Origin of the sequence: Occallatibacter sp. (assembly GCF_049802275.1) — a bacterium.
Lineage (GTDB): Bacteria > Acidobacteriota > Terriglobia > Terriglobales > Acidobacteriaceae > Telmatobacter.
On record NZ_JBARMD010000286.1, the window covers coordinates 1 to 13,271 of the forward strand.

The 13,271-nt window shown below is 57.7% G+C and carries 12 protein-coding genes; 6 read left to right on the forward strand and 6 right to left on the reverse strand.

What is annotated here, in order from left to right; translation table 11 throughout:
• From WA354_RS10030 to WA354_RS10040, 3 genes are all read right to left on the reverse strand, one after another.
• Nucleotides 1-326: double zinc ribbon domain-containing protein (locus tag WA354_RS10030; RefSeq protein WP_472812881.1), on the reverse strand; the 326-nt coding region annotated here is incomplete at its 3' end.
• Nucleotides 327-593: 267 nt separating this feature from the next.
• On the reverse strand, nt 594-836 hold the full coding sequence (locus WA354_RS10035) for a CsbD family protein (protein ID WP_472812871.1): 243 nt from the start codon (nt 834-836) through the stop codon (nt 594-596).
• 106 nt (nt 837-942) lie between these two features.
• Nucleotides 943-1,095 (reverse strand): lmo0937 family membrane protein, encoded by a 153-nt coding sequence (locus WA354_RS10040; RefSeq protein WP_348263000.1) that lies wholly within the window; start codon nt 1,093-1,095, stop codon nt 943-945.
• 333 nt (nt 1,096-1,428) lie between these two features.
• Here WA354_RS10040 and WA354_RS10045 point away from each other — a divergent pair, with 333 nt between their 5' ends.
• The 3 genes from WA354_RS10045 to WA354_RS10055 all read left to right on the forward strand — a co-directional run bounded on the left by WA354_RS10045 (nt 1,429) and on the right by WA354_RS10055 (nt 5,552).
• A complete protein-coding gene (locus WA354_RS10045) occupies nt 1,429-1,578 on the forward strand; it encodes a DUF3309 family protein (protein ID WP_472812872.1) in 150 nt (49 codons plus the stop codon).
• Nucleotides 1,579-1,835: 257 nt separating this feature from the next.
• Nucleotides 1,836-3,629 (forward strand): CRTAC1 family protein, encoded by a 1,794-nt coding sequence (locus WA354_RS10050; protein WP_472812873.1) that lies wholly within the window; start codon nt 1,836-1,838, stop codon nt 3,627-3,629.
• A 3-nt stretch (nt 3,630-3,632) separates the two neighbouring features.
• Nucleotides 3,633-5,552 carry a CRTAC1 family protein gene (locus tag WA354_RS10055; RefSeq protein ID WP_472812874.1) on the forward strand — a complete coding sequence of 640 codons (1,920 nt, stop codon included), beginning with the start codon at nt 3,633-3,635 and terminating at the stop codon, nt 5,550-5,552.
• A gap of 125 nt (nt 5,553-5,677) precedes the next feature.
• Here the strand turns inward: WA354_RS10055 and WA354_RS10060 are convergent, their stop codons facing one another.
• Nucleotides 5,678-6,631, reverse strand: a complete 954-nt coding sequence (locus WA354_RS10060; RefSeq protein ID WP_472812875.1) for a universal stress protein — start codon at nt 6,629-6,631, stop codon at nt 5,678-5,680.
• Nucleotides 6,632-6,972: 341 nt separating this feature from the next.
• Between WA354_RS10060 and WA354_RS10065 the strand changes: the two genes are divergently transcribed.
• The gene (locus WA354_RS10065; RefSeq protein ID WP_472812876.1) at nt 6,973-8,184 is read left to right on the forward strand and encodes a TIGR04053 family radical SAM/SPASM domain-containing protein; all 1,212 of its coding nucleotides are present in this window, start codon (nt 6,973-6,975) and stop codon (nt 8,182-8,184) included.
• A 108-nt stretch (nt 8,185-8,292) separates the two neighbouring features.
• Here the strand turns inward: WA354_RS10065 and cydB are convergent, their stop codons facing one another.
• Together cydB and WA354_RS10075 are read right to left on the reverse strand one after the other, a co-directional pair.
• Entirely contained in the window at nt 8,293-9,336 is a 1,044-nt protein-coding gene (gene cydB, locus WA354_RS10070) for a cytochrome d ubiquinol oxidase subunit II (protein ID WP_472812877.1), read from the reverse strand.
• A gap of 35 nt (nt 9,337-9,371) precedes the next feature.
• A complete protein-coding gene (locus WA354_RS10075; RefSeq protein WP_472812878.1) occupies nt 9,372-10,721 on the reverse strand; it encodes a cytochrome ubiquinol oxidase subunit I in 1,350 nt (449 codons plus the stop codon).
• A 266-nt stretch (nt 10,722-10,987) separates the two neighbouring features.
• Here WA354_RS10075 and hemG point away from each other — a divergent pair, with 266 nt between their 5' ends.
• Both hemG and WA354_RS10085 read left to right on the forward strand, forming a co-directional pair.
• Nucleotides 10,988-12,499 carry a protoporphyrinogen oxidase gene (hemG, locus tag WA354_RS10080; protein WP_472812879.1) on the forward strand — a complete coding sequence of 504 codons (1,512 nt, stop codon included), beginning with the start codon at nt 10,988-10,990 and terminating at the stop codon, nt 12,497-12,499.
• A gap of 288 nt (nt 12,500-12,787) precedes the next feature.
• Nucleotides 12,788-13,271 (forward strand): tetratricopeptide repeat protein (locus tag WA354_RS10085; protein WP_472812880.1); only part of this gene is annotated, 484 nt, incomplete at its 3' end.

The window sequence follows — 13,271 nt, forward strand, 5'->3', positions numbered from 1 at the left end:
AACGAAGGCGGCGCGAGTCGGCAGGCGCGGCAGAACTGCGAAGATGCAACGGCCGGCATGGGCGGCTGGTCGAGTGAATCGCCACAACATTGGCACACGGGGCCGTAGTGGACGGAAATTTCAGTCCAGCAAGCATCGCAAATTGGAACAGAGGAGAGTTGCGGCAGCGGGGAGCCGCAGACGGTACAGGAAGCGGGGAGAAGGGTGGAACCAATTGCGTCCAGAGGACTTCGGAGGACCCGCGCCACGGCGCGCCAGCGGGATGTCTCCGAGAGTGGACCGTCGATCGTCAGCGAACCGTAGTTCCTGCGGAAGACGCACCTCACATGGCCGGCGCGGCTTTCATTCAAAACTGGCCGCAGCAGCGTTACCTATATCTATAGCGACTATGCGCATCTTTAGCAAGCCGGGTGCCAGATTTGACACCGGTTTTGCTCGGGATTTCACAAAGCTTTATCAAATTAGGACGGGGTTGAAAACGCCTCCCCGATGAAGTATTTGAGCGAACTTGACGGTTGTGCCCGGCGACGAGTGTTTTCAAACTCGCCGCCGGGCACTCATATAGTTGCGTGATCGCCACACGCGGTCTAAATCTACTTGCGATCGCGAACGCTCTCACGATCCACATTGTCGTCCATGTCGTTGTCGCGCTCGACGGGGCGGTCGGGGTTGCTGACTGCGTCGCGAACACTGCCCACAGCCTTTTCGATCTTGCCTTTTACCTGCTGGGCAGCGCCGTCGGCTTGAGTTTTGGTATCACCGGTCCACTCGCCGACCTGGCGTTTGGCGCGGCCTGTTGCGTCGTCGATCGTGCCTTTTATGTCGTCGCTATTCATATATCCACCTCCGTGGGGTCTGAGTTGCGTTCCTCAGGTTATAAAAAACGCGCACACAGGTGCGCGTTTCTTGATTCGTTGAATTGCGTGGGGCGCGGGATCTGCTCTATAGTGCGGCTCTTCGTCCACTGATCAATTGAATGACCAGAACGACCAATGCGAGCACCAGCAGAATGTGGATGAATCCGCCCATTGTGTAGCTGCTGACCAGACCCAGGAGCCACAGGACGAGGAGGACCACAAAAATTGTCCAGAGCATTCTAACCTCCCAAAAACTCTACAAATCCTGACATCACAAACTTGGACGCCATCCGGAACGCGGTTGGTTGTTCGTGAAGCGCAGAATCGGGAATTAAATGCATCGAGCAACGGTCAACATAGGTTGGAGCATCCGCTGGAACGCGCGCGCTTCGCGCCGCAAGTGGATGACCATACAGCGCTCAGAGCTGCGAACGCATCAGAGTTGGAGGGCACAAAGGGATCTCTCGCTCCCTTCGCGTCTGCGAGCCTATTTTGTACCGGATGCGAGCCTAGTTGCTAAACACTACTCTGCGGCTCAGGCATTTGCCGCAATAAATAAGAAGGAGAGACAATGCTGCTGATTATTCTGTTGATCATTCTGATTTTCGGGTTTGGTTATGGCGGTTATCGCATGGGTCCCGGCCTGGGCTATTACGGTGGAGGCGGCCTGAGCCTGATCCTCGTGATCGTGCTGATCCTGTTGTTGCTGCGCGTCATCTGATCGCGGAGGAAGCTTTCCCTTGCGAGTGAATTCGCGCCAACAAGAACATCCGGCACATTCGATTGGCACCCCCTTGATGCGATACACTTCAACCTTCAAGGGGGTCGTATCTTTTGCGCTTTCGCGGTCTGGTTCGTTGTGTGTTTGTTGCATTGATTGCAAGCGGCAGCACAATTTCCCAGGAGCCCTCAAATCCTCCGCAAGCGACCCCAAAACCCAGCTCCAAACCCGGAATAAGCAGCGGTATTGCGTCCGGGGTGCAATCTGCGCCGCAATATGATGCGCAAAAGAGGCCCATCACCGCAGGTGGATTCGTCGATCATGGGACAGTAGTCTTCGAAGACGTTACCAAGGCCGCGGGCCTCTCGGGCTGGATCCACAAGATGGGCGTGCCGCAAAAGCAGTTCATCGTGGAAACCAATGGATCGGGCGTGTGCCTGATCGACTACAACAACGATGGCTGGCTCGATATCTACCTCGTGAACGGATCGACATTCGACGCACTCGACGGGAAAGAGCCGACGCCGCACGCTGCGCTGTTCCGCAACAATCACGATGGAACTTTTACCGATGTCTCGAAGGAAGCCGGGGTCCAGAATGACCGGTGGGGATACGGCTGCTCGGTTGCGGATTACGACAATGACGGCTGGCCCGACCTCTACGTCGGCAACTACGGGCCGAATCGGCTTTACCACAACAATCATGACGGCACCTTCACCGATAAAGCGGTGGAGGCCGGTGTGGCGCTGGGCAACTGGTCGCCGGGATCGACGTGGGGCGATTACGATGGCGATGGGAAGCTCGACCTCTATGTCACAGGGTATGTGCATTTTGATCGCAACAACCTGCCCATCGCCGGGACCAAGGCCATGAATTACGCGTCATGCCTGTATCGCGGTGTCAACGTCAACTGCGGACCGCGCGGACTGCCCGGCGAACCCGATCATCTTTTTCACAACGAAGGAAACGGTAAGTTTACCGATGTGACGGTGAAAGCAGGCGTCGAGGACAAGGACAAATACTTCGGCTTCTCCACGATCTTTGTGGACATCAACAACGATGGCAAGCCAGACCTCGTGGTGGGAAACGACTCGGAGCCCAACTTCCTCTACATCAATAAGGGCGATGGAACATTTGACGATCAAAGCTATGTGTCGGGATTTGCGCTGAACAAGGATGGGCGTGAGATCGCATCGATGGGGATTGCCGCCGGCGACTATGAGAACAACGGACTGATCGATTTCTACGTGACGGACTTCGGCGACGACTACAAGGTGCTGTACCACAACGACGGTGATGCGAGCTTTACGGATGTGAGCTACAAGGCAGGCGTGGCGCAGACGACCATTCCCTTTGTGGGTTGGGGCGACGGGTTCCTCGACTACGACAACGATGGATGGCTCGACCTGTTCGAAACCAACGGGCACGTATATCCAGAAGTTGACCAGCACGATTGGGGAACAACATTCGCAGAGCGGCCGCTTCTCTTCCACAACATTCCCGATGGCAAGGAAAGGAAGTTTGAGTATGTGCCGCCCGTGAAAGGATCCGGGCTTGCAGTGGTGATTCCCGGACGCGGCGCGGCGTTTGGCGATCTCTTCAACGACGGCAAGATCGATGTGGTGATCAACCCCGTGGATGGGCCGCCGGTGCTGTTGAAGAATGTGAATCCGGATCATCATCATTGGGTGGAGATGGGGCTGGTCGGCGGAATAAATCCGGCAAACGGCAAGTCGAGTCCGCGTGATGCCACGTGCGCGACTGTTTACCTGCAGGCAAATGGAATGCGTCAGCGACGGGATGTGCTTTCGAGCGGAAGCTACATTTCCGCGAATGATCGCCGGCTGCACTTCGGGTTGGGCGATGCAACGGATGCGGGAACAGCGGAGATTCACTGGCCCTCGGGCGCGAAGGAGACGGTCAATATTCCGGCAGTGGATCGCATTTACACCATCGAAGAAGGCAAGGGAATCATAGCCGCGCTGTGCGGCGGCAAGCCGTGTGCCGATCCGAAAGCGCCCGATGCAGCCGCGAATGCCGGTAAGAAGTAAGTCATGCGAAGAGCCCCCACCTTTCTCACGCTGATTGCTTCCTCGCTGATTGCCGTATATCCGCATGGAGTTGGCGCGGCGCAGGCGGCGGCGAAACAGGATCAAAAACCGAAGCCATCACAGTCGGAGCAGCAGAGCGGAATGGGCGGCATCTCATCGGCGGGGTCGTTTGCGCCCGTGTATGACGCGGAAAAGCGGCCGATAACCGCGGGCGGGTTCGTCACCAGCGGGACGGTGGTGTTTGAAGACGTCACCAAGGCCGCGGGGCTTAGCGGATGGCAGCACGTGATGGGCACGACGACAAAGAAATACATCCTGGAAACGGATGGTTCGGGTGTGGGGCTGATCGACTACGACAACGATGGCTGGCTCGATATCTACATGGTGAACGGCTCGACCTACGATGCGCTGACGGGCAAGAGGACTGCGCCCCATGCCGCGCTCTTTCACAATAATCACGACGGCACATTTACCGATGTGGCCGCGAAGGCAGGCGTGACGAACGATCGCTGGGGATTCGGAGTAGCAATTGCGGACTATGACAACGATGGCTGGCCCGATATTTTTGTCTGCAACTTCGGAAAGAACCGCCTCTACCACAACAATCACGACGGCACCTTTACCGATGTGGCAGAGAAGGCCGGGGTGACGCTGGAAAATTGGTCAGACGGCGCGACGTGGGGTGACTACGACGGCGACGGACGGCTGGATCTGTTCGTCTCGGGCTATGTACACTACGACCTGAATCATCAGCCCGATCCGGCTAATGGCGACATTCCCTTCGGCGATTGCCAGCTTCATGGGTTTCCGGTGATGTGCGGGCCGCGCGGATTGCCGGGCGAGGCCGATCACCTCTTTCACAACAATGGTGATGGAACGTTCACCGATGTGAGCGTTAAGGCGGGTGTCTCGGACCCGGGACGTTATTACGGTTTCACGGCAATTTTTGTCGACGTAAACAACGACGGAAAACCGGACCTGCTGGTGGCGAACGATTCGAACCCGAATTATCTGTATCTCAACAAGGGCGATGGAACATTTGAAGATCGAAGTTACGTGTCGGGGTTCGCGCTGAATAACGATGGACGCGAGATTGCATCGATGGGACTGGCTGTCGGCGACTACATGAACAACGGGCTCGTGGATTTGCTGGTCACTGATTTTTCAAACGACTACAAGACCCTTTACCACAACGATGGAGATGCCAGCTTCACCGAGGTAGGCAGCGAGGCAGGAATCGCGCAGGTTCCCGTGCCGTTTGTCGGATGGGGAGACGGGTTCCTCGACTTTGACAACGATGGCTGGAAAGACATCATGATGATCAACGGTCACGTGTATCCCCAGGTGGACGAGCACGACTGGGGAACAACCTTCGCCGAACGGGCGCTGCTGTTCAGGAACCTGCACAACGGAAAGTTTGAATATGTTCCCGCGGTAAAGGGGTCGGGACTAGCGACGCTGACCTCAGGACGCGGCGCCGCGTTTGGTGATCTCTTTAACAACGGAAAAATTGATGTAGTAATCAACCCGATCGATGGGCCGCCGGTGCTGCTGAAGAACGTAGACCCGGATCATCATCACTGGGTGGAGTTGAAGCTTGTGGGCGGAGAAAAGGGTCCGCGGGATGCGGTGGGTGCGACGGTGTACCTCACGGCCAACGGAATCCGGCAGCGCGAGGACGTGATGAGCGGCGGGAGCTATATCTCGTCGAATGATCAGCGGCCGCATTTTGGTCTTGGGGATGCGACCGATGCCGGCAGTGCGGAGATTCACTGGCCTTCAGGTGCGAAGGAAACGGTGAAGCTGCCTGCGGTGGATCGGATCTTTACGATTACCGAGGGAAAAGGGATCACAGGCGTGATTTGCGAGAAGCAACCGTGTGTGACGAAGCCGGAGCGCGCCGCACAAATTCACAAACGCTAACTGAACGCCATCGCCGGGTGGATTCCGCTGCGCCACGAAATGAATCCACCCGGCTTGCGCGCCCGGTTGGTGTGCCGGATATCCCGCTTGCGGTTTGATCCGCAACTAAAAAACTCCTCGCCCGACTAAAAGACTCCTGCCAGGATGCTCTCTGTCTTGTGCTCCCTGACATATTTCACACCACTCTGTGCCAGCACAGCCGGAGACAGCGTAATGACCGGGCAATGCGAGTGAGCCAGGACCTTGTAAACCACGCCGTGACGGGTAATCGCTGCGAATGCAGACGCGCCATGTGCGCCGAGGACAATGAGGTCGGCCTGCTGTGCGCGACTCTGGTACAGCAGTTCTTCGGTCGGGTCGCCCGGGACAACGATCGTCTGAACTGAGATTTGCTCGCGGAGTTCCGGTGGAATGAGGCAAAGCAGGTCTGACTCGATCTCTTCAATGCTGTGGCCGGCGAGCACTTCCACGCGGTCCTGCGGCCGGATAACGTGCTGGAGAATCAGACGCGCGTTATGCCGCAGCGCCAGTTCGGCAGCGAAGGTCGCCACCACAAAGCTGCTCTCGATGAAACTGACGGCAGAGAGAATCGTACGCGTGGCAAAGTTGCGGTAAGCGCCGTCGACAACTTCGGGGCCGACGATAAAGACAGGGACGCCCGAAGTTCGCAGGACGGCTTCTGCCACGGAACCCACCAGAATTTTGCCGATGGGGCCAGGCGAGTGGGTGCCCATCACAACGCGGTCGATGGGGTGTTCCTGAAGGTAGCCGATGATCTGGTCGGCGGCTAGACCGGGACGCACCACGACCTCGCACCGGATGCCCGACTGACGCGCTCGCGCGGCCAGAGGCTCGAGGTGATGGATTTCAGCGCGAGCGGCAGCAGCGTAATCGTAGTAGCGAATCCCCGATGTTTCACACGCGGCCACGACAAGCGTGTCATACACATGAAAGAGAACGAGAGCGGCATCGAATTCCTGGGCTTGAGCGAGAGCGAAGTTGAAGGCGCGCTCGTTGGCAGGAATCTCGGATGCGAAAAGAATGGTGGAGGGTTTGCTCCAACCCGGCTTGTTGGCCATGGGGAACCTCCTTCAAGTGCCTAAAGATTTTAGTTTGCTTCCTTTGCGCCTTCAGTGCCGCAGACCACATGGACTGGTGATTTAAATCACTCTTCGATTTCACAGGCGTGACTGACGAGCTGCCTGATCCTCAACCCAACTCGGCGAATGTAATGCGCGGGAGGATCACCGTCTAACTTGGATATTGGACTTGTTACAAGAATTTGTCCAGCCAGGAAAACGCTTGCCGGGATGAATTTCCAAATCATTTTGTGATCTGAATCACTGATTGACATATCCCAAGAGTGCTCTTCTGTAAGCGCAATAAGGCGTTCTCCGCGCCGAGGAGGCTCAAGGATCCTATGCAACAACAGCCAATGCATCACATACCGGCTCGTGCCGGCTTGAATTACGACGAGGCGCCGTTCCTGGCGATCTGGGAAGTCACACAATCTTGTGACCTCGCGTGCAAGCATTGCCGCGCAGCAGCACAACCGATTGCGCATCCTGACCAGTTGACGACAGCCGAGGGCAAGGCGCTGATCGACCAGATCGCAGACATGCACATTCCCATCTTTGTGTTCACGGGAGGAGATCCGCTGAAGCGGCCTGATCTGTACGAACTGATCCAGTATTCGGCGGAGAAGGGCGTAAAAGTGGCCGTTACGCCGAGCGCCACTCCGCTGCTGACGCGCGAGGCAATTTTCAAGATGAAGGAAGCCGGCGTGGTCCGGTTGGGAATTTCGCTGGATGGATCGTCACCGGAGATTCACGACAAATTCCGCGGACTTCCGGGAGCGTGGGCACGCACCATCCAGGCGGTCGAGTGGGCCGGCGAGGCTGGACTGCCAATCCAGGTACACACCACCATCAGCCGCCACAACGCGCAGGATCTCGATAGCCTGTGTGCGCTGTTTGAGAAGCTGAACATCGTGATGTGGAACGTGTTCTTCCTGGTGCCCGTTGGGCGCGGGCAGTTGGGCGACCTGTTGAGCGGCGAAGAGTTTGAAGAGGTATTCGGAAAAATTTACGAGTTGTCGAACCGGGTAAGTTTCCAAATCAAGACAACGGAAGCAATGCACTATCGCCGCTACCTGCTGCAGCACAACCTGCAGGAGAGAAAGATGGGGCATGGCGCCGGACATCCGATGGGCGGGGCACACGAGTATGAGCCGGGCGCGCCCGAGTCCGATGCGAAAACACGCACGTCCAACTGGATGACACGGCGCGTGAATGACGGCAAGGGTTTCCTGTTCGTATCGCACATGGGGAACGTGTATCCTAGCGGCTTCCTGCCGATTCACGCGGGAAATATTCGTGAAACTCCGCTAAAGGATATCTACCAGAATGCCCCGATCTTCAAAGCGCTTCGCGATACAAAGCAACTCGAGGGCAAGTGCGGGGCTTGCGAGTACAAGGAGATCTGTGGCGGTTCACGGGCACGGGCTTATGCGGTGACCGGCGATCCGCTGGCGCAGGAGCCTTGCTGCATTTACCAACCGAAGAACTGGGTGCCCACGGATACGCCGGCGAAGTGCCAGCCGGAGTTTGCCGGGCCGCTGGTGACTCTATAGCTGCTAAAGCAGTCTTATAGCCGTTGCAGTCCTAAAGTCGTTCTGAATTTATGGATTTCCTGTGGGTGGAGATCGGGCCGAGGCGACAAGTCCCGGCCCGATCTTTTTTCAGTGAGTTTCGGCGCGCGTATCCACCTTGCCCTTGAAGCGGCTGTAGACGAAGACGACGTAAGCCACCGCAAGGGTCATTCCAAACAGCCACCAGACGAGCCCAACTGAGAGCGTATGCGGTCCTGAAAGTGCGCGAGCGAGGGTGATATCGCGATCGGCGCCAGTCGTAGCGGGAAGCAGTGTCGGGTAGACGCCCCAGCAAGCACCGGCCAGCATGAAAAACAGATAGAAGCCGGAAGAGAGGAACGCCTTCACCGGCTGCTGGCTGCGATTGAAGAACCAGATGCAGGCAAGCGCCGCAAGCACCCCGACGGGAACGACGAAGGTGAACGGATAGCGGTAGTAGTTGTCGAGGCTGGCCGGACGCACGGCGATGGTGGCGATGAGGCTGACAATCGTGAGCAATGAAACCAGCCCAAGAAGCGGATTGATGAGGGCGCAGGCGCGCTTCGCGAGATCGCCGGAGACTTTGACGGCGAGCCACAGGGCTCCGTGAAGCGTGAGGGCGACCAGCGCGACGAGACCGCCGATCACGGTGTACCAATCAAGGATGCCGGGGTGCGGACCAGGCTGCCAGTTGGTCCAGAGAGGCAGGAAGAAGTAGCCATCGGCTTGAAGGGGAACACCGCGCAAAACATTGGCGAGCGCTGCTCCGTAAAAGATGGCGAGCGTTGCGCTGGAGAGACCGAAGACGCCGTCGAGCAGGGCAGTCCATACGCCGACGTCGATATGATTGCGGAGTTCAAGACTGATACCGCGCAGGATGAGCAGCCAGAGGACGATCATCAACGGAAGATAGAACCCGCTGAAGGCCGAGGCGTACAGAAGCGGAAAAGCGAAGTAGAGTGTGCCGCCACCTGCGAGCAGCCACACCTCGTTGCCGTCCCAGACGGGACCGATGGAGTGGAGTGACGTCTTGCGCTCGGCTTCGTTGCGGACCAAGAAAAGATGAAGCACACCGACGCCGAGGTCGAACCCATCAAGCACCACGTAGCCAACGATCATTACGGCAACAAGCCAGAACCAGATAAATCCCATCATGATTTCGATCCTTCAATAGTGCACTGCGTTTGCAATCAGTCTGCGAGAATCGCCGTTTCGGAAACTGCCGCGGGCGTTGGGCCGAGGCTGATTTCGCGATAGACCAAAACCGTAAAAAGCAGGCCCAGCAAGGTATATAGGCCCATGAATCCGATGAGCGTAAAAAGGCCATTGCCTGCGGAAACCGTGCTGGAATAGCCCTCGTTGGTGCGCATGAGCCCGTAAATAAGCCACGGCTGGCGGCCGATTTCAGCGGTCATCCATCCTGCGGTATTAGCAATGTAGGGAAGTGGAAAGCTGATCAGCAGCAGCCAGAGAATCCAGCGCGACGTGTAGAGTTTTTTGCGCCACAGCAGAAACGCCGCAACGATCATCAACGCAACGAAGTAGGTTCCGAGTCCAGCCATGATGTGGTAAGCGTAAAACAGCAGTGGCAGCGCGGATGGCCACTGATCTCGCGGAATGCGATCGAGGCCGGTGACCTCGGCCTTGGTGGTTCCGTAGATGAGAAAGCTCAACACGTTGTTGACGACGATCGGGTTGTCGATCAGTTGGGTATCCTCGTTTGGCTGGCCCATCAGGACAATACCCGCGCCCGTTTCCGTGTGGAAAAGGCCTTCCATGGCAGCAATGGCTGCGGGCTGATTGCGCGCGACGTATTTGCCCTGAAGATCGCCGGTGGGAAAGATGATGAGGATGCACGAGATGACGCCGGATATGACGCCGATGCGGGTGAAAATACGGCCGTAACCTTCCCGCTTCCCATCGAGCAAATAAAACGCTCCTACGGCTGCCATCACAAACGATGCAGTAACCACAGCGCCAGTCATGTTGTGCATGTATTGCAGCAAACCCCAGGGATTGAGAAGAAGCTGCCAGAAGCTGAGGACCTCGAACTGTCCGTTGGGCAGGCGGTCGTAAGCGACCGGGTGCTGCATCCAGGCGTCGGTAACGATGATGAAGAAGCCGGAGATCCAGGAGCCGGCGAGGACCATTACCGCCGAAAACCAGTGCATCCATTTTGAAATGCGCTTCTCGCCGTAGAGAAAGAGGCCCAGAAAAGCCGACTCCAGAAAGAAGCTGAAGACGCCCTCCATGGCGAGTGGCTGGCCAATCACCCCGCCGGAGAGGCGTGAAAAACGAGCCCAGTTGGTCCCAAATTCAAACTCCATGGGAATGCCCGTGACGACACCGAAGACGAAGTTGATGCCGAAGATGCGTGCCCAGAAGCGGGAAGCCCGGTCCCACTCTTCACTGCCGGTACGCAGCGCGACCGTCTTGAGGACCACAATCAAGAGCGCAAGTCCCATCGTGAGCTGGGGAAACAGGTAATGGAATGTGATAGTAAAGGCGAAATGCAGCCGGTGAATCAGCTCTGCGGTCATGAATGACTCCTGGTTTAGAGCAAAGAGGAACGACGCGACAGTTTATCGCGTGAGGCGGATCTGGCGGATCGCGTGGGACAAGCGAGCCACAACTCCTGTCATTTCAATTATCCGAGCAAAGTATGGGATCTAGATGTGATTTAAATCATTTTCCGGACAGCTTCAGGAGTGGATTCTGGGGGTGGAACACATCTTCTGCAGGCTTGAGGTAAATGGAGCTGATATCGGGTACGCCCGGTGTGATAAGAAGGGATTGAGGTCAGGGAATGCGGGTAGCGGTCATCGGAGGCGGAATTGCGGGGCTGGCAGCCGCCTATGAACTGGAAAAGGCACGCCGGACGGGCGCGGACGTCGAGTACACGCTTTTTGAGTCCCGTGAAAGGCTGGGAGGATCGCTCGCATCGGAGACGGTGAATGGAGTGGTGCTTGAGCGCGGGCCCGATTCGTTTTTGAGCGAGAAGCCGGCTGGAGCCGAGCTTTGCCGCGAGCTGGGTTTGACCGATCAGCTGACGCCTTCGAACGACGCGAATCGCAAGACTTACATCGTGGTGAAGAACCGGCTGGTTCCATTACCCGATGGGCTGATGTTCCTGATTCCTACAAAGCTGGTGCCAACTGCGCTGTCGGGGCTGTTCAGCCCGGCGACCAAGATCCGCATGGCCCTCGAACTTCTGCATCCCCCGCGGCCCAGTGGGCAGGACGAGTCAGTGGCAGCGCTGGTGCTGAGGCACTTCGGTCAGGAAGCCGTCGACCGGCTCGCCGATCCACTGCTGTCGGGAATCTACGGTGGCGATGCGACCCAGCTAAGCGCGCGGACAGTACTGCCGAAGCTGGTGGAGATGGAGACGCAGTATGGATCGCTGACCCGCGGAATGCTGGCGGCACACAAGCAGATGCGCGCCAAGATGGCGGCCGCTCGCGACGTAAATCCAAATGGGGCTAGTGCGTCGGCACAGGGCGGCCCGAAGCCGAACACAGGACCGCGATCGATCTTCACGTCACTGAAGGGCGGCCTGCAGCAGCTGGTCGATGCGCTGGAAGCGCAACTCAATCCGAAGTGGGTACGGAAATCGACGCAGGTGAACTCGCTGGAGCGCGTCGGCGACGGCAGCCCTCAGCGTCCGTCAGGATGGCGGCTTCGATGGACAGCTGCGGATGAAATCTATGACGGGGTGATTGTGGCGTCGCCTGCTTGGGCTGCGGGCGGACTGCTGGCGGCAACCGATACAGGGCTGGGCGATGAGCTGGCGGCAATTCCATACTCTTCCTCGATCACGGTGAACCTGGTCTTTGACGAGGCCCAGCTCGGGCGGTTACCGGATGGATTCGGATTCCTGGTGCCCGCGGTCGAAGGGCGCGCGATGCTGGCGTGCACGTTTGTGCATCGCAAATTTGTGTGTCGCACCCCGGCCGGCAAGGCAGTTCTGCGAGCCTTCCTGGGCGGCGCCAAAAATGAGGCGCTCCTCGACCAGGCCGATGAAGTACTGGTGGCAACGGTGCGGCGCGAATTGAGCGAAATTCTCGGTGCGCGCGTAGTCGGGCCTCATATACCAGCCGAGGCGACGCAGGTTTCCCGCTGGCGCCGGGCCATGGCGCAATACGCCGTGGGGCATCAGGAGCGGATGAAAAGGGTGAAGGAGCATGTGGCAATGCTCCCAGGATTGCGGCTGGCCGGGAATGCGTACGACGGAATCGGAATTCCAGATTGCATTCGCACTGGCCGAAACGCGGCAAAGGAGCTGATGGCGGAGAATCTCGTCGCTGCTTCCACCCGTTAGCTACCCTGTTCTCCATTCGTCCGTTTTGCACGCCCACAATCGCAAAACAAGCGGCTGTCATCCCGACCGAAGTGGAGAGATCTGCAGTTGGAGTCCGCAGTTGCATTTCAAAGCCTCTCGAACCGAAAAATGCCAACTTCTAGATTGTGTTTGCGACTTGATTATTTCGGCGGAGTTGTCCCATTCATCCGTCGCGAGCGACAATAACTCAAGCCCACACGAACTCCCTCGCCATCCGTAGCAGACGAGACCGTGGACATTGAGTCAAACACCCAGGGAAGGGAACCAGTGAAACTCGTCCTGCAATCGAAACTGGCACTGACTCTTTTCCTGACTGTCGCCACCGCCCTCGCACAATCCCCATCGCAAGATCTTCGTCAATCCGCTCTCGCCCTCGAGCAACAAGGCAAACTCGCCGAATCCGAACAAGCCTGGCGCGCCTTCCTCAAGACTCATCCTTCCGATCCCGAGCCCTATGCGCACCTCGGCCTGCTTGAGGCTCGCCAGGATCACTACAAGGAAGCAGTTCCGCTTTACCGCAAAGCCCTCGCCCTCAAGCCCAACATTCCCGGTCTCCGCCTTAACCTCGGCCTCGCCCTCTTCAAAGCGGGAGAGCTCAAAGCCGCTATCCCCGAGTTCACCACCCTGCTCAACAGTGCGCCGCCCAATTCACCTGAAGCAATGCGCTATACGATTCTCCTCGGCATGTCCCACTACGGTCTCGGCCAATACGAGCAAGCGGCGCCGTACCTGAAAACCGCCGCCGCGGCCG